This window comes from Streptomyces sp. NPDC002884 (genome assembly GCF_040295245.1).
Classification (GTDB): domain Bacteria; phylum Actinomycetota; class Actinomycetes; order Streptomycetales; family Streptomycetaceae; genus Streptomyces.
Genome location: NZ_JBEOVB010000009.1, coordinates 104,087 through 120,507, shown reverse-complemented (window position 1 = coordinate 120,507; position 16,421 = coordinate 104,087). Strand labels below are relative to the sequence as shown.

14 protein-coding genes are annotated in these 16,421 nt (G+C 72.4%); 10 read left to right on the top strand and 4 right to left on the bottom strand.

The features are described from left to right. Nucleotides 1–8 precede the first annotated feature (8 nt). From ABT070_RS20580 to ABT070_RS20535, 10 genes are all read left to right on the top strand, one after another. On the top strand, nt 9–1,004 hold the full coding sequence (locus tag ABT070_RS20580; RefSeq protein ID WP_351762495.1) for an FKBP-type peptidyl-prolyl cis-trans isomerase: 996 nt from the start codon (nt 9–11) through the stop codon (nt 1,002–1,004). A 62-nt stretch (nt 1,005–1,066) separates the two neighbouring features. Next, the gene (locus ABT070_RS20575; RefSeq protein ID WP_351762493.1) at nt 1,067–1,438 is read left to right on the top strand and encodes an FKBP-type peptidyl-prolyl cis-trans isomerase; all 372 of its coding nucleotides are present in this window, start codon (nt 1,067–1,069) and stop codon (nt 1,436–1,438) included. 130 nt (nt 1,439–1,568) lie between these two features. Then, nucleotides 1,569–2,546 carry a helix-turn-helix transcriptional regulator gene (locus ABT070_RS20570; RefSeq protein ID WP_351762490.1) on the top strand — a complete coding sequence of 326 codons (978 nt, stop codon included), beginning with the start codon at nt 1,569–1,571 and terminating at the stop codon, nt 2,544–2,546. 18 nt (nt 2,547–2,564) lie between these two features. After that, a complete protein-coding gene (locus tag ABT070_RS20565) occupies nt 2,565–3,644 on the top strand; it encodes a helix-turn-helix transcriptional regulator (protein ID WP_351762488.1) in 1,080 nt (359 codons plus the stop codon). Beyond that, nucleotides 3,641–3,931, top strand: a complete 291-nt coding sequence (locus tag ABT070_RS20560) for a hypothetical protein (RefSeq protein WP_351762485.1) — start codon at nt 3,641–3,643, stop codon at nt 3,929–3,931. Before ABT070_RS20565 ends, ABT070_RS20560 begins: the two co-directional genes overlap by 4 nt. A gap of 20 nt (nt 3,932–3,951) precedes the next feature. After that, entirely contained in the window at nt 3,952–4,146 is a 195-nt protein-coding gene (locus ABT070_RS20555; RefSeq protein WP_351762483.1) for a hypothetical protein, read from the top strand. 283 nt (nt 4,147–4,429) lie between these two features. Further along, nucleotides 4,430–4,717, top strand: coding sequence for a Sec-independent protein translocase subunit TatA (gene tatA / locus ABT070_RS20550; RefSeq protein WP_351762481.1), 288 nt, complete (start codon nt 4,430–4,432; stop codon nt 4,715–4,717). Between the two features lie 47 nt (nt 4,718–4,764). Next, nucleotides 4,765–5,724, top strand: a complete 960-nt coding sequence (tatC, locus tag ABT070_RS20545) for a twin-arginine translocase subunit TatC (protein ID WP_351762479.1) — start codon at nt 4,765–4,767, stop codon at nt 5,722–5,724. Between the two features lie 31 nt (nt 5,725–5,755). Next, nucleotides 5,756–6,646 carry a diacylglycerol kinase gene (locus ABT070_RS20540; RefSeq protein WP_351762477.1) on the top strand — a complete coding sequence of 297 codons (891 nt, stop codon included), beginning with the start codon at nt 5,756–5,758 and terminating at the stop codon, nt 6,644–6,646. 63 nt (nt 6,647–6,709) lie between these two features. Then, entirely contained in the window at nt 6,710–9,568 is a 2,859-nt protein-coding gene (locus tag ABT070_RS20535; RefSeq protein ID WP_351762474.1) for a DEAD/DEAH box helicase, read from the top strand. 99 nt (nt 9,569–9,667) lie between these two features. Here the strand turns inward: ABT070_RS20535 and atzF are convergent, their stop codons facing one another. Genes atzF through ABT070_RS20515 form a run of 4 tightly spaced genes read right to left on the bottom strand, consistent with a single transcriptional unit; the run spans nt 9,668 to nt 16,317 of the window. Beyond that, the gene (gene atzF / locus ABT070_RS20530) at nt 9,668–11,323 is read right to left on the bottom strand and encodes an allophanate hydrolase (RefSeq protein ID WP_351762471.1); all 1,656 of its coding nucleotides are present in this window, start codon (nt 11,321–11,323) and stop codon (nt 9,668–9,670) included. Nucleotides 11,324–11,375: 52 nt separating this feature from the next. Further along, complete coding sequence (locus tag ABT070_RS20525; RefSeq protein ID WP_351762468.1) at nt 11,376–14,888, bottom strand: 5-oxoprolinase/urea amidolyase family protein; 3,513 nt, start codon at nt 14,886–14,888, stop codon at nt 11,376–11,378. Continuing rightward, a complete protein-coding gene (locus tag ABT070_RS20520) occupies nt 14,885–15,493 on the bottom strand; it encodes an urea amidolyase associated protein UAAP2 (RefSeq protein ID WP_351762465.1) in 609 nt (202 codons plus the stop codon). The genes ABT070_RS20525 and ABT070_RS20520 overlap by 4 nt, the downstream gene beginning before the upstream one ends. After that, on the bottom strand, nt 15,490–16,317 hold the full coding sequence (locus ABT070_RS20515) for an urea amidolyase associated protein UAAP1 (protein WP_351762462.1): 828 nt from the start codon (nt 16,315–16,317) through the stop codon (nt 15,490–15,492). Before ABT070_RS20515 ends, ABT070_RS20520 begins: the two co-directional genes overlap by 4 nt. Nucleotides 16,318–16,421 lie beyond the last annotated feature (104 nt).

Sequence of the window (16,421 nt, the reverse complement as noted above, 5' to 3'; positions counted from 1 at the left end):
GCTTCATCGTGCGCCGACGCTCAGTCATCCTTGCCGCCGTACCCGCTGGACTGGTCACTCTCGCCGCGTGCGGCGACGACAAGTCCGACTCGAGCAAGGCGAGCGACAGCGCGTCGTCCTCCGCCGGAGGGACGCCTCCACCGAAGATCGTCGACGGCCCGCTGCCGGCCATCACGGCGGGGGTGAAGTTCGACGAGAAGCCGACGGTCGCCAAGGGCACCGGTGAGCCCTCGGACCAACTCGCGGTGAAGACGGTGATCGCGGGCACCGGCAAGATCGTCGCGGAGAACGACTACATCCAGTCCAACTGCCTCGGCCAGATCTGGGACACCGGGAAGGTCCTCCTCAACACCTACGACACCAAGAAGCCGCTGTTCACCCAGCTCGCGAAGGGCGGCACCATCGACGGCTGGCGCTATGCGCTGACGGGCAAGAAGACCGGCAGCCGGGTGCTCTTCTCGGTGCCGCCGACCTGGGCCTTCGGCAAGGACGGCGACGCGGACACGGGCATCAAGGGCACCGACACGCTGGTGTTCGTCTTCGACATCCAGGACACGTTCAACGCGAAGAGCTCGGCCAAGGGCAAGGACGTGCCGCAGGACGACGCCGCCCTGCCGAAGGTGGGGACGAACACCGACGGCAAGGCGCCCTCGATCGAGGTCCCCAAGTCGGACCCGCCGACCAAGCTGGTGTCGAACTACGTCATCGAGGGGGACGGCCCGAAGCTCGCGGCCGACGACACCGTGCTGGTGCAGTACAAGGGCGTCGTCTGGGCCACGGGCAAGGAGTTCGACTCCTCGTACAGCCGCAGTTCGCTGACCTCGTTCTCGCTCCAGCAGGTGGTGAAGGGCTGGGCGCAGGGTCTGACCGGCAAGAAGGTGGGCAGCCGGGTCGTCATCGTCGTCCCGCCGGCGCTGGGTTACGGCGACAGCCCGCCGAGCGGCAGCGGTATCGAGAAGGACTCCACCATGGTCTTCTCGGTGGACATCATCGCCAAGAGTTGAGCCCGGCGAAGGTGTAAGACTGTCCGTGTTGCCTTTCCGTGAGACATGCAGGAGCCAGTGACGTGAGCATTGACAAGCCCGAGATCGACTTCCCCGAAGGCGCGCCCCCGGCGGACCTCGAGATCAAGGACATCTGGGAGGGCGACGGCGAGGTCGCCCAGGCCGGCCACAACGTCAGCGTCCACTACGTCGGTGTCGCCTTCAGCACCGGCGAGGAGTTCGACGCCAGCTGGAACCGTGGGACGCCGTTCCGCTTCCCGCTCGGCGGCGGACGGGTCATCAAGGGCTGGGACCAGGGCGTGCAGGGCATGAAGGTCGGCGGCCGTCGCCAGCTGACCATTCCGGCCCACCTCGCCTACGGCGACCAGAGCCCCACCCCGGCGATCAAGCCCGGCGAGACGCTGATCTTCGTCGTGGACCTGCTCGGGGTCTGACCGTCGCACGACCAGTGTTGATCACCTGGGGTCCATGCCCGCCCGGGCATGGACCCTCGGCTTTTGTCCGGGCGCCGCGGGGCGGTACGGTCGTCGATCGTAAGCACCATAGGGGAGGCGAAGGGCGTCGATGGCCATTGCCAAGGCCGAGCGGCTGATGAACCTGGCGCTGTGTCTGCTCGGGACGCGCCGCCCGCTCAGCAAGCGCGAGCTGCGCGACTCCATCGAGGCGTACGTCGAGACCTTCCGGCCGGGCGGCGGCGCGGCGGGGTCGGACGACTCGTTCAACCGGATGTTCGAGCGGGACAAGGACGATCTTCGAGAGCTCGGCCTGGTCATCGAGACCGTGGAGAGCCTGGACGGCGAGATCGGCTACCTCGCCCGCCGCGACAGCAACCGTCTGCCGGCCATCACCCTCGACGCCGAGGAGGCCGCGGCGCTGGGCCTGGCCGCCAAGGTGTGGCAGCAGGCCCGGCTGGCGGGTGCCGCGAGCGGCGCCCTCCAGAAGCTGCGCGCTGCCGGTCTTCCCGAGGACGTCGACCCGTACGAGCCGCACGGCGCCCTGGAACCCCGGATTCCCGTGCACGAGGCCGCGTTCGAGCCGCTGATGCTGGCCTGCCGCGACCGCCGGCCCGTCATGTTCGACTACCGCAAGGCCACCGCCGCGCACCCGGAGCCCCGGCACGTCGAGCCGTGGGCGCTGGAGTGCTGGCGCGGCCACTGGTACCTGGCCGGCTTCGACCGCGACCGGGGCGCCGAGCGGGTCTTCCGGCTGTCGCGGATCACCGGCAGGGTGCGCTCGCGCGGCGCGAGCTTCACCGCGCCGGTCCCCGATGTCGTCACCGTCCGTGAGACGGTCGCGAGCTGGGCGGGAGAGAACGCCGACCGCAGCGCGCTGATCCGGCTGCGGACGGACGCCGGGTACCCCTTGCGGGCGAAGGCCACCGCCGTGCGGGAACTCGGGGACGGCTGGGACGAGTTGGAGATTCCGTACGGGCACGGGCTGGACGCCTGGCTGGTGGAGTTCGGGCCGGACGTGGTGGTCCTCGATCCCGCCGAGCTGCGCGCGGACGTCGTGGACCGGCTACGGGCCGTGGCGAAGGGCTGAGGGGGAGCGAGCAACACAGTGGCAGGCAAACCGGTCAGGCCGACGAACGCCATCGACCAGACGCGGCGGATGCTCTCCCTGGTGACGTATCTCAGGGAGCGCCCCGGCGCGCGGATCGAGGACGTGGCGCGCGCGTTCGGGATCACCGAGGACGAGCTGGTCTCGGACCTCGACGTGCTGCCCATGTGCGGCACCAGCTTCCGCGGCGGCGATCTCCTCGACATCGACACCGACGGCGAGCGCATCTGGTGGCACAACCCGGCCGCGCTCGGCGCGGAGGCCGCCGAGCCGCTGCGGCTGGCCGCCGACGAGGCGACCGCGCTGCTGGTGGCGGCCCGGGCGGTGTCCACACTGCCCGGACTGCGGGAGGGCGACCGGCAGGCGCTGCTGCGGGCGACGGCCAAGGTGGAGGCCGCGGCCGGTGAGGCGGCGGGCGCGAGCGCCAGGCTGTCGGTGACGTTCGAGTCGGAGGGCGGGGTCTTCGCGGACGTCGACCGGGCGATCTCCGAGCGGCGCCGGCTGTGGATCCGCTACTACTCGCCCGCTCGCGACCAGGTCACCGAGCGCGAGATCGACCCCATCCGGCTGGTGAGCGTCGGGCACACGTACGTGGAGGCCTGGTGCCGCCGCTCGGAGGCGCGCCGCACCTTCCGGCTGGACCGGGTCGCCGAGATCAAGATCCTCGACGAGCCGTCCGCACCGCCCGAGATCGAGCTCCGGGATCTGTCGGAGGGGCTCGTGCAGCCGGCCGCCGAGGACCCGGAGGTCGTCGTGGAGGTCGGTCCGGGAGGCCGCTGGGTCGCCGAGTACTACCCGCACGACAGCGCCGATGAGCTTCCCGACGGCGGACTGCGTATTACCCTGCGCACGCCCGAACCCGCCTCGCTCAGGCGGCTGGCGCTGCGACTCGGCCGCGACGGCCGGATCGTGTCGCCGCCGGAGCTCGCCGACAGCGCCCGCCGGGCCGCCCGTGAGGCGCTGGCGGCGTACGACGGGATCGAGGCGCGCGGCGCGGCCGCCGGGCCGCACGCGGTGCCCGGCGAGCAGCCGGGACCGCGGGGCGAAAGTCGGTTCGAGGGGCGGGAGCAGGGGCTTTGAGCGAGTCGACGGGGTCCGGTGTGCGGGGCATCTCGGTGGCCTCCGCGTTCGCCGGCATGCGCAGCGCGGGGCCGGTGCGCTTCCGGGCCGGGTGCCCCGACTGCCGGGGCGCCTTCGAGCTGGCCGCGAGTGCCCTGCGTCTGGCGATCGGCGCGTCGAGCCGGACCACGTTCTACTCCTTCACCTGCCCCGACTGCGGTGCCGCCGTGCGCAAGCCGGCCGGCGAGCGGATCGTCGAACTGCTCACCGGCGGCGGGGTCAGGACCCTGCGGCTGCAGACCCCGTAGGACGGTCTAGGCTCGGCCCCATGTTCTGGCCGATGTTCGCGGTTGCCGTGGGTTTCGCAGGTCTCGCCGTCCTCGCGGTGTTCGCCGTACGGGTCTTCTCGGAGGCCCGGCGGCTGGGACGGCAGGTCGCGGAGTCCGCGCGCCGGATCGACCGGGCTGCCCAGGATCTGGAACGGGCCGCCGCGAGCGCGGCCCGTGCCGTGGACACTCTGTGACGGTCGCTGTGGCGACTCCCGGCGGGCGCTGTGGGCGTCCTGTGAGTCCTGCGGCTCATGCGTTTTGGGCCACTTCGCCCTCCCGCCCCGGCAGGGAGGGCAGGTACGCTGCTGGTCGCGGCTCGGAGAACGAGGCCCGGACCGCGGACCGGGAGTACGCACGGGGATTGCCTCACGTTTACCCCTGAGCGTTACGATCGCTGTCAACACGATCGCTCGGACAGGTGTCCGACCGATCGGACGGCAACCCACCCCCGCAGCCTCGGTGAGAAGGTAAAGACTTATGTTCGGAAGGCTCGGCGCCCCCGAGATCATTCTCATCCTCGTCGTCGTCATCCTGCTGTTCGGCGCCAAGAAGCTTCCCGACATGGCGCGCTCGCTCGGCAAGTCCGCTCGCATCCTCAAGAGCGAGGCGAAGGCGATGAAGGAAGAGGGCGGCAGCACGGCCACCCCGGCCGGCCCGCCCAACAACGACGAGCAGCCCCCGGCTCAGCGCACCATCCAGGCTTCCCCCGGTGACGTGACCAGCTCCCGTCCGGTCACCGAGCCGACGGACACGACCAAGCGCTGACGCAGGGCCGGTGACCTCCGGCCCGCCGCACGAGATGGGAACGTGGGTTGCTGAAGCCTGCCCGCAAACAGGAGAAGGACCCCGAGGGGCGGATGCCCCTCGCGGATCACCTTCGTGAGCTCCGCAACCGGCTCGCGAAGGCGATGCTGGCCATCGTCGTCGTGACGGTCGTAGCCGCCTTCTTCTACAACGACATCATCAACTTCCTCACCAAGCCGATCCTCGACTCGGTCGGCTGCGGGAAGACTTTCGAAGAGATCGCGGGCCAGCTCAATTCCGGCGACTCCACCAACAAGTGCGCGAGCATCACGATCAACGGTCTGCTCGCGCCCTTCACGCTGGCCCTCCAGGTCTCCCTGATGGCCGGAGTCGTCTTCGCCTCGCCGGTCTGGCTCTACCAGCTGTGGGCCTTCATCGCCCCCGGTCTGCACAACCACGAGCGCAGGTACGCCTACGCGTTCGTCGGCATGGGCGCCCCGCTCTTCATCGGCGGCGGCTACTTCGCCTACCGGGTGCTGCCGACCACCGCGAAGGTGCTGATCGACTTCACCCCGGGCGGCGTCAGCAACCTGCTGCCGCTGGACGACCTGCTCCAGCTCGTCACGCGCATGGTCGTCGTCTTCGGCCTCTCCTTCGAGCTGCCGCTGCTGCTGGTCTTCCTCAATCTCACCGGCATGGTCACCGGCAAGCGCATGCTCGGCTGGTGGCGGGCCATGATCATCGGCATCACGGTGTTCGCCGCCGTCGCCACCCCCAGCACCGACCCCATCTCGATGCTGGCGCTCGCCGGACCGATCTGGATCCTGTACTTCGGCGCGACGGCCTTCTCCCTGCTGAACGACCGGCGCAGGCGCCGCCGCGACGCGCTGGGCCCCGCCGACGACGAGGCCTCCGAGCTGGACCTCAGCCCCGAGGCCATCGGCGAGGTCGAGTCGGTGACCGCGAGCCGCACGCTGCCGGAACAGACGAGCACGGACCGCGTCAACGGTTATGACGACGTGACCTGAGAGGCGTCGAAGAGCTCTTAAGGTCATCCCCGTGACCAGCGAGATCACCCTCTTCGTCAATCCCGCGGCGGGCCGCGGCCGGGGCGCTCACGCAGCGCCGCCGGCCGCTTCCGCGTTGCGGGCGGCCGGCTACACGGTGCACACGGTCCTCGGCGCGAACGCCCAGGACGCCCTGGCCCGCGCGCGCGGCGCCGTCGCCGGCGGCACCGGCGCCCTGATCGCCGTCGGCGGCGACGGGCTGGCCCACCTCGCCCTCCAGGCCGTCGCCGGCACCCGCACCCCGCTCGGCCTGATCGCCGCAGGCACCGGCAACGACTTCGCCCGCGCCCTCGGTCTGCCCGTCCGGGATCCGGCCGCCGCGGCCCGGCTGGTCGCCGACGCCCTCAAGGGCGCCCGGATCCGCGACATCGACCTGGGCCGGGTGGGCGACCGCTGGTTCGGCACCGTCCTCGCCTCCGGCTTCGACTCCCGCGTCAACGACCGGGGCAACCGCATGCGATGGCCCACCGGACGCGCCAGGTACGACCTCGCGATGCTGGCCGAACTGGCCGCGTTCCGCCCGTTCCCGTACCGGATCACGCTCGACGACGGAGCCGTCCGGGAGGTCGAGGCCACCCTCGTCGCCGTCGGCAACGGATCCTCGTACGGCGGCGGCATGCGGATCTGCCCCGGCGCCGACCTCGCCGACGGGCTGTTCGACGTCACGGTCGTCGGGGACTGCAGCCGGACGACGCTGCTGAGGGTGTTCCCGAAGGTGTACCGGGGGACGCACACCGACCATCCGAAGGTCACCGTGCATCGGGCGGCGAAGGTCGGGATCGCCGCCGCGGGCGTCTCGGGATACGCGGACGGGGAGCGCCTCGGGGCGTTGCCGCTCACCGCGCGGTGCGTGCCGGGCGCGGTGCGGGTCATCGGCCCCTGAAACGGGCTGCCCGTGCGCCCGTGAGCTGGGCGTACCCAGGTTTGGCGGCACCGGATCCGGATAATGATCGTCCTGTTGTCAGTGCGGCCCGGTACGCTCGAAAGCACGATGACAGACGATCTCTCACCGGCCGAGCGGTACGCGGCAGCACGTAAGCGCGCCGTCGAGCAGGCCACCGCGCTCGCGGCTTTCCGCGAGATGTACGACTTCGGTCTCGACCCCTTCCAGATCGAGTCCTGCCGGGCGCTCGAAGCGGGCAAGGGCGTCCTGGTGGCCGCCCCCACCGGCTCGGGCAAGACGATCGTGGGCGAGTTCGCCGTCCATCTCGCCCTCCAGCAGGGCAAGAAGTGCTTCTACACGACACCCATCAAGGCGCTGTCGAACCAGAAGTACTCCGACCTGTGCCGACGCTACGGCAGCGACAAGGTGGGCCTGCTCACCGGCGACAACAGCGTCAACTCCGACGCCCCGGTGGTCGTGATGACCACCGAGGTGCTGCGGAACATGCTGTACGCCGGTTCGCAGACCCTCCTCGGCCTCGGGTACGTGGTGATGGACGAGGTGCACTACCTCTCCGACCGCTTCCGGGGCGCCGTGTGGGAAGAGGTGATCATCCACCTCCCCGAGTCGGTGACCCTGGTCTCGCTGTCGGCGACCGTCTCCAACGCCGAGGAGTTCGGCGACTGGCTGGACACCGTGCGCGGCGACACCGAGGTGATCGTCTCCGAGCACCGGCCCGTGCCGCTGTTCCAGCACGTGCTCGCCGGACGGCGGATGTACGACCTGTTCGAGGAGGGCGAGGGCCAGCGCAGAGCCGTCAACCCCGACCTCACGCGGCTGGCCCGTACCGAGGCGAGCCGGCCCTCGTACCAGGACCGCAGGCGTGGCCGCAACATGCGCGAGGCCGACCGTGAGCGGGAGCGCAGGCAGCGCTCGCGCGTGTGGACGCCGGGGCGACCGGAGGTCATCGAGCGTCTCGACGCGGCGGGACTGCTGCCCGCCATCACGTTCATCTTCAGCCGTGCCGCCTGCGAGGCCGCCGTCCAGCAGTGCCTGCACGCCGGGCTGCGGCTGAACGACGAGGAGTCGCGCGCTGTGGTGCGCGCCCTGGTCGAGGAGCGCACCGCCGCCATCCCGCACGAGGACCTGCACGTCCTCGGCTACTACGAGTGGCTGGAGGGCCTGGAGCGAGGCATCGCCGCCCACCACGCGGGCATGCTGCCGAGCTTCAAGGAGGTCGTCGAGGAGCTGTTCGTGCGCGGCCTGGTCAAGGCCGTCTTCGCGACCGAGACGCTCGCCCTGGGCATCAACATGCCCGCCCGCTCGGTGGTGCTGGAGAAGCTCGTCAAGTGGAACGGCGAGCAGCACGCCGACATCACACCCGGCGAGTACACCCAGCTCACCGGCCGTGCGGGCCGACGGGGCATCGACATCGAGGGACACGCCGTCGTGCTGTGGCAGCGCGCGATGAGCCCCGAGCACCTCGCCGGGCTCGCGGGCACCCGCACCTACCCGCTGCGCTCCAGCTTCAAGCCGTCGTACAACATGGCGGTCAACCTGGTCGAGCAGTTCGGGCGGCACCGCTCGCGCGAGCTGCTGGAGACCTCGTTCGCGCAGTTCCAGGCGGACCGGTCGGTGGTCGGGATCTCCCGGCAGGTGCAGCGCAACGAGGAGGGGCTCGAGGGCTACAAGGCCTCCATGACCTGCCATCTCGGCGACTTCGAGGAGTACGCGCTGCTGCGCCGCGACCTCAAGGACCGCGAGACCGAACTGGCCAAGCAGGGCGCGAACCAGCGGCGCACCGAGGCCGCCGTGGCGCTGGAGAAGCTCAAGCCGGGAGACGTCATCCACGTGCCCACCGGCAAGTACGCCGGGCTGGCGCTGGTGCTCGACCCGGGGCTGCCCGCCGGCCGGGTCAACGGACACCGCGGCTTCGACCACCAGGACGGCCCGCGTCCGCTGGTCCTCACCGCCGAGCGGCAGGTCAAGCGGCTGGCCTCGATGGACTTCCCGGTGCCGGTGGAAGCGCTGGACCGGATGCGGATCCCGAAGTCGTTCAACCCGCGTTCGCCGCAGTCCCGCCGCGATCTCGCCTCCGCGCTGCGCACCAAGGCAGGGCACATCCCGCCGGAGCGGGCCCGCAAGCAGCGGGCGCAGGCCGCCGACGACCGTGAGATCGCCCGGCTGCGCACCGCGATCCGCGCGCACCCCTGCCACGGCTGCTCCGACCGTGAGGACCACGCCCGCTGGGCCGAGCGCTACCACCGGCTGGTGCGGGACACCTCGCAGCTGGAGCGTCGTATCGAGGGACGCACCAACACGATCGCCCGTACCTTCGACCGGATCGTGGCGCTGCTGACCGAGCTCGACTATCTGCGGGGCAACGAGGTCACCGAGCACGGCAAGCGGCTCGCCCGGCTCTACGGCGAGCTCGACCTGCTCGCGAGCGAATGCCTGCGCGCAGGCGTGTGGGAGGGGCTGGCCCCGGCCGAACTGGCGGCCTGTGTCTCGGCGTTGGTCTACGAGTCGCGGGCCGGGGACGACGCCATGGCGCCGAAGCTGCCCTCGGGCAAGGCGAAGGCCGCGCTCGGCGAGATGGTGCGCATCTGGGGCCGGCTGGACGCCCTGGAGGAGGACTTCCGGATCAGCCAGACCGAGGGCGTCGGGCAGCGCGAGCCCGATCTCGGCTTTGCCTGGTCGGCCTATATGTGGGCCTCCGGCAAGGGCCTCGACGAGGTGCTGCGGGAGGCGGAGATGCCCGCCGGTGACTTCGTGCGCTGGTGCAAGCAGGTCATCGACGTGCTGGGGCAGATCGCGGCGGCGGCTCCCGTCTCCGGCGAGGGCTCGACCGTGGCGAAGAACGCCCGCAAGGCGGTCGACGAGCTGCTCCGAGGGGTCGTGGCCTACTCGTCCGTGGGGTGATCCGGTCCGGCGGCGGGCGCGGGGAGTCCCTGGCTGCCCCGCGCCCGCGCGGCGGAGCCGCATACCGGCCCGGCCCCGCGCCCCTGAAGCGGCCTCACCTCAGCGCTTGTCGAGATAGGAGCGCCAGCCCCCGTACGCCGTGATGTCCTCCGCGTCGGTGAGGGCGGACGGTTCGCACAGGAAGCCGGGCACCTCGGCGCCGTCGGTGAGTTCGACGCTGCCCAGGGCCATCGGGCGGGGGAGTGCGGCGAGCAGTCGGCCGAGCCCCTCCGCGGGGAGGCGCCAGATCTCCACCTCGATCGCGGCGCCGCCCTCGCCCACATGCACGAGACCCGGTTTGGGCGGGGCCGTGCGCAGGGCGTGCAGGCGGTAGACCGGGGCCGTCGTGGTCGTACGGTCCAGCACCGCGCCCAGGGACAGCAGCTGGGGGTTGAGGGGCAGGCCGGTCAGATGGGCGCCCGCCACCGCCACGTACACGTCGGGCCGCAGCAGGACGGCGATCCGGGCCAGCCGCTCGTCCGTGAAGGCCGGGCCGACCAGCATCACGCCGAAGGGCAGGCCGTCCACCTCGCCGGCCGGGACGGCCGCGGCCGCCAGGTCGAAGAGGTTGGTGGAGTTGGTGAAGCGGCCCAGGCGGGCGTTGGCGCCGAGGGGGTCGGCGGCGACCTCGGCGAGGGTGGGGTGGCCGGGGGCGGTGGGCAGCAGCAGGGCGTCCGAGTCGGCGAGTCCGGCCAGGGCACGGGTGCGCAGGGCCGTCAGGCGTTCGGTGTCGGCGTAGAGCCGGTGGGCCGGGATGTCCCGGGCCCGGGTGATGATGCCGGCGACCGTCGGGTCCAGGCCTTCGCCGCCCTCCGCGGTCAACTTGTCGACAAAAGCACCCACGGCGGTGTAGCGCTCGGCGACGAACGCGCCCTCGTAGAGCATCGCCGCGGCCTCGGTGAACGGGCTGAGGTCGATGCCGCGGATCTCGGCCCCGGCCGCCGCGAGCTGCCGTACCGCCGCCTCGTAGGCGGCCGCCCAGCCCGGGTCCAGTTCGCCCAGCTGGTCGAGGGCCGGGACCGCGATCCGCCAGGGGCCGGGGCCGCGGGCGGGGAGTGCGGGCAGGGCCCGGCCGGCCGGCGACGCCATGTGGGCCAGGGCCCGCTCCGCCTCGGGGAGCGTGCGGGCGAACACCGTCACGCAGTCGATCGAGGCGCAGGCCGGGACGACGCCCTCCGTGGGGACCAGTCCCCGGGTGGGCTTGAGGCCGACGATGCCGTTGAAGGCGGCCGGGACCCGCCCCGAACCTGCCGTGTCCGTGCCCAGGGCGAGGTCGGCGATGCCGAGGGCCACCGCGACGGCCGAACCGGAACTGGAGCCGCCGCTCACCCGCGACGGGTCGACGGCTCCCCGCACCGCGCCGTGCGGGGAGCGGGTGCCCACCAGACCGGTCGCGAACTGGTCCAGGTTCGTGGTGCCCAGCACCAGCGCTCCGGCCGCACGGAGGCGGGCGACGGCCGAGGCGTCGGCGGCGGGCCGGTAGGCGTAGGCCGGGCAGCCCGCGGTGGTGGGCAGTCCGGCCACGTCGATGTTTCCCTTGACGGCGAGCAGCCGGCCGGCGAGGGGGAGGCGCTCGCCGGCCGCCAGCCGTTCGTCGAGCGTGCGGGCCTCGGCCTCGACGTCCGCCGGCGGCCGGAGATCGATCCAGATCTCGGGACGGTCCGTGGCCTCGATGCGGGCGTACGCGGCGCGGACGCGGGAGACGGTCGTGGACATGCGTGCTCCTTGCAAGGGGTCGGGTCGGGGCGGTCGGGTTCGGTCGGCTCGGTCAGTTCGCGGCCGGGGCCAGGACGAGCAGCGCCGTCCCCGCCTCGACCTGGTCGCCGGGCCGGGCCAGGACCTGCGTCACCACGCCGTCGACCGGCGCGTGCACCCTGGACTCCATCTTCATCGCCTCCAGGGCGAGCAGCGGCTGCCCCGTCGTCACCGTGTCGCCCGGCGCCACGTTCAACTGCCAGACGGAGGCGGCGAACTCGGCCTCGATCAGGCGGCCGCCCGGCGGTACCGCCACCTCGGCCGGGGGAGGGGCCGGCGCCTCGGCGGCCGCCGCCCGCGCGAACTCGCCCGCCGCCTCCCAGGCATCCCGCTCCGCCGCGAACGCGCTCTGCTGACGGGACCTGAACTCCGCTATGGGGTCGGCGTGTTCGTCGAGGAAGGCCTGGTACCCGGCGAGCGAGAAGGTGCCCTCCTCGATACGCGGCACGAAGCGGCCCGAGGTGATGTCGGCCCGCAGTTCGAGGAGTTCGTCCGCGTCGACCGGATACCAGCGGATCCGGTCGAAGAAGCGCAGCAGCCAGGGCGAGCCCGGTTCGAACGCGCCGCGCTGCTGCCAGGGCGACCACACCTGGGTCGTCCGGCCCACGAACTGGTAGCCGCCGGGGCCTTCCATGCCGTAGACGCAGAGGTACGCCCCGCCGATGCCCACGGAGTTCTCGGCCGTCCAGGTGCGCGCGGGGTTGTACTTCGTCGTCACCAGACGGTGGCGCGGGTCGAGAGGGGTGGCGACCGGGGCGCCCAGGTAGACGTCCCCCAGTCCCAGGACCAGGTACTCCGCGGCGAACACCGTGTCGTAGACGTCCGCCACCGTGTCCAGGCCGTTGACCCGGCGGATGAACTCGATGTTCCACGGGCACCAGGGGGCGTCGTCGCGGACGCCCGCCATGTAGCGGGCGATGGCCTCGCGGGTCGCGGGGTCGTCCCAGGACAGCGGGAGGTGCACGGTGCGGGAGGGGACGACCAGTTGGTCCGAGGGCGGCAGGGCGGCCGTCATCTCCCGCACCACGGTGAGGAGTTCGTGCTGGGGGAGGCGGCCTGGGTCCGTCCGGATCTGGAGGGAGCGGATGCCCGGGGTGAGATCGGTGACGCCGGCCAGGTCCGCCGCCGCCACCGCCTCCATCAGCGCGTGGACCCGCATGCGCAGCGCCAGGTCCAGCTGGAGCGGCCCGAACTCGACCAGCAGGTTGTCGTCGCCGCTGCGCCGGTAGGTCACGTCGCCGTCCCGGGCCAGCACGCCCCCGTCGACGATCTCGGGGCGCGGCGCGCCGTCCACGTCCACCGGCGCGAAGCGGACCGTGTCGCCCGGCCGCAGCTGGCCCAGCTTCCAGCGTTCGGAGCCGATGACCGTGGCCGGGCACACGAACCCGCCGAGGGAGGGGCCGTCCGGGCCGAGCAGCACCGGCATGTCGCCGGTGTAGTCGACGGCGCCGACGGAGTAGGGGGTGTCGTGGATGTTGGACGGGTGCAGACCCGCCTCGCCGCCGTCGGTGCGGGCCCAGCGCGGCTTGGGACCGACCAGGCGCACACCGGTGCGGGCCGAGTTGAAGTGCACCTTCCAGTCGGCGGCGTAGAAGTCGCGGATGTCGTCCTCGGTGAAGAACTCCGGTGCCGCGTGCGGGCCTTCGGCCGCGCCGAGGTGCCAGACCGGGGTGAACTCCGGGCGGTCCGGGACGGGCACGGATGTGCCCTCGACGACCGTCCCGCCGTGCAGGACGTCGCCCGTCCGCAGCGCCCGGCCGCCGTGGCCGCCGAACCGGCCCGGCGTGAACGTGCTCGCGCTGCCCAGGAACGCGGGGACGTCCAGGCCGCCCGCGAACAGGACGTACGTCCGCAGGCCGTGCTCGCCGGGCGCGCCGATCTCCAGCAGGGCCCCGGCCGGCACGGTCACCGGCTCCCATCGCGCCACCGCCGTACCGTCCACGGTGACCGGGGCGGGCGCGCCCGTCACACACACCGTGGTGGCGTGGGTGAAGCGCAGGGCCGGGCCCTGGAGGGTGCACTCCAGACCGGGCGCGCCCTCCGGGTTGCCGAGGGCCCGGTTGCCGAGGCGGAACGAGCGGTCGTCCATCGGGCCGGACGGCGGCACGCCGACCTGCCAGTGGCCGGTGCGGCCGGGCCAGTCCTGCACGGTGGTGAGCGTGCCGCCGGAGACGACCTCGACGCGGGGGGTCGGGTCGGTGACGGTGGCGAGGGTCGCCGTCGAGTGGGCCGCCGTCATGAACCGGGAGTCCGCCAGCGCCGCCCGGACCAGCCCGAGGTTCGTCTCGATGCCGTCGACGCGGGTTCGGGCCAGCGCCTCGTCCAGGCGTCGCAGCGCGTGCTCCCGGTCCGAGCCGTACGCGATCACCTTCGCGAGCAGCGGGTCGTACGACGTCGTCACCTCGGTGCCCGTCTCCACCCAGCCGTCGACGCGCACCCCGGCCGGGAACTCGACCCGTGTCAGCAGGCCGGCGCCGGGCCGGTGGTCGCGTGTCGGGTCCTCGGCGTAGAGGCGGGCCTCGACGGCGTGGCCGCGCGGTACGCCCGGGGCGCGGACGACGTGCCTCTCCCCGCGTGCCAGGCGGAGCATCCAGGCGACCAGGTCGACGCCGTAGATCTCCTCGGTGACCGGATGCTCCACCTGGAGGCGGGTGTTGACCTCGAGGAAGTAGGCCTCCTCGCGGGCGGCGTCGTAGACGAACTCGACCGTGCCGGCGGAGCGGTAGTCGACCGAGCCGCACAAATCACGGGCGGATGTGGCGAGTTCGTCCCGCACCCGGTCGGGGAGTCCGGGTGCGGGGGCCTCCTCCAGCACTTTCTGGTTGCGCCGCTGGAGGGAACAGTCGCGGTCGCCGAAGGTGACCACCGTGCCGTCGCCGTCCCCGAAGACCTGCACCTCGACATGGCGGGCGTGTTCGACCAGCCGCTCCAGGAAGACGCCGGCGGAGGAGAAGGCGGCGGCGGCGACCCGCTGGACGCGCTCCCAGGCGTCCGTCAGCTCTTCGGCGGAGCGGCATGCCGACATGCCGATACCGCCGCCACCGCCGGTCGCCTTGAGCATGACGGGATAGCCGATCGCGGCGGCCGCTTCGAGCGCCTCGTCCAGCGACCCCAGCAACCCTGTCCCCGGCGCCAGCGGAACCCCGGCCGCCTCGGCCGCCGCCCGGGCCGTGTGCTTGGCGCCGAACAGTTCCAGCTGCTCCGGCGTCGGGCCCACGAACACGATCCCGGCGTCCTCGCAGCGACGCGCGAAGGCCGCGTCCTCGGACAGGAAGCCGTACCCGGGGTGAATCGCCCCGGCTCCCGTGTCCTTGGCCGCCCTGAGCACCAGCTCGGCGTCGAGATAGGACTCCTTCGCGGGGGCCGGGCCCAGCCGTACGGCCTCGTCGGCGAGCCGGACGTGGGGCGCCGAGCGGTCGGCGTCGGAGTACACCGCCACCGTCCGCAGGCCGAGTTCGCGGGCCGTACGGATGATGCGGACGGCGATCTCGCCCCGGTTGGCGACCAGCAGCGTGTCGAAGGTCATGCGGTGCCCGCCTCTTCGATGGTCATCTCCACCGCCGTCGGCTCGAAGCCGTTGCAGGGGTTGTTGATCTGGGGGCAGTTGGAGACCAGCACGAGGACGTCCCGTTCGGCGCGGAGCGTGAGCGAGAGGCCCGGCGCGGAGAGCCCGTCGACGATGCCGAGGGTGCCGTCCGGCTCGACGGGCACGTTCATGTACCAGTTGACGTTGGAGACGAGGTCCCGCTTGCCGAGGTCGTGCCGGGCGCCCTCGGCGAGGAAGTTGTCCACGCACGCGTGCTGCGCGTAGGTGTGGTGGCCGTAGCGCAGGGTGTTGGACTCCTTGGAGCAGGCGCCGCCGACCGTGTCGTGGCGGCCCACGCCGTCGGCCGTCACCGTCATCAGCGCGGTGTGCTCGCTGGACATCAGCACACTGCCCGTGGTGAGGAAGATGCCGCCCTGGGCGTGGATCGTGTCGGGCGCGCTGTAGCGCACGGACGTGTCGTGGGCGTCGTAGACGAGGAAGTCGACGGCCTGGTTGCCGTGCAGGTCGGTGATGGTCAGCGTCTCGCCCTCGCGGACGACCGCGGACCAGGAGGCGCGGGCCGCCACCAGTGTCTTCGTGCTCATGCGAGCCCCCTCGCGGTCAGGGATTCGGCGGTGTTGAGGAAGGCGCGGCGGCCCTCGGGCGTGGCCTCCCACAGCGGGTCGCCCGGCCGGGTGGCCGCCGCCCGCCAGGCGAGGACCTCCAGCGGGGTGCTGACGTACTCCGGCCGGGGGTCTGCCGGGTGCGGCACGTTGGCGATCAGGACCGTCACGTCCTGTTCGGCGCGCAGGGTGACGCTGCCGCCCGGGCCCGCCGAGCCGGTGAAGTCGAGGGTGCCGTCGCCTCGGACCTCCACGCCCTGGAAGAAGGAGAGCGAGGGCGGCAGATCGCGCGGCTCCAGACCGTTCTTCGCGGCGGCCAGCTTGAACAGCTCCCGGCCGGCCGGGGAGGCGGACTGCGGGCTGCCGTCGCCGTAGCGCTCGGTGTTGCGTACGAGGGTGGAGGTGCCGCACAGGGCGTCGTGCCGGCCGCAGGTGTCGGCGACGACCGAGGCCAGGACGCGGCCCTGGTCGGACAGGAGCAGCACGCCCTCGCCGAGGTAGGCGTTCCACTGGACCTTGACCGTGTCGGCGACGTTCAGCCGCTCCCAGGGCCGGCCCTCCACGTGCAGCAGGAGATGGGCGCAGGCGTCGCCGTGCAGGTCGGTCAGGCGCAGCTCGGTGCCGCGCGCCAGGACCCGGTGGGTGTAGTTGCCGCCCGCGACCGTCTCGGCCCACACCAGGTGGCCGGCCTCGCAGGGCGGGTCCTGCCAGTCCCGGGCCGGGACGACCGGCATGGCCTCGGCGCGGCCGCCCTCCTGCGCCCGGGCGTGGGCGCGTGCTCCGTATGTGGTCGCTGTCGCCGCCATGTGCGGACCTCCGCAGCTCGGTTCCGTGGCTGTCGTGGTATTTCTGTCGCCCGACAGAAATTAGGTCCGGGGCAGGTCGCCGCCGTTGCCCGCCGGTTGCGGGA

Bases quoted from the DNA above. Each gene is read 5' to 3' on its own strand.
- ABT070_RS20555 (WP_351762483.1), top strand. From the start codon at position 3,952: ATGTTCTGGCCGATGTTCGCGGTTGCCGTGGGTTTCGCAGGTCTCGCC.
- atzF (WP_351762471.1), bottom strand. From the start codon at position 11,323: ATGTCCACGACCGTCTCCCGCGTCCGCGCCGCGTACGCCCGCATCGAG.
- ABT070_RS20535 (WP_351762474.1), top strand. From the start codon at position 6,710: ATGATCGTCCTGTTGTCAGTGCGGCCCGGTACGCTCGAAAGCACGATG.
- ABT070_RS20525 (WP_351762468.1), bottom strand. From the start codon at position 14,888: ATGACCTTCGACACGCTGCTGGTCGCCAACCGGGGCGAGATCGCCGTC.
- ABT070_RS20570 (WP_351762490.1), top strand. From the start codon at position 1,569: ATGGCCATTGCCAAGGCCGAGCGGCTGATGAACCTGGCGCTGTGTCTG.
- ABT070_RS20515 (WP_351762462.1), bottom strand. From the start codon at position 16,317: ATGGCGGCGACAGCGACCACATACGGAGCACGCGCCCACGCCCGGGCG.
- ABT070_RS20520 (WP_351762465.1), bottom strand. From the start codon at position 15,493: ATGAGCACGAAGACACTGGTGGCGGCCCGCGCCTCCTGGTCCGCGGTC.
- tatA (WP_351762481.1), top strand. From the start codon at position 4,430: ATGTTCGGAAGGCTCGGCGCCCCCGAGATCATTCTCATCCTCGTCGTC.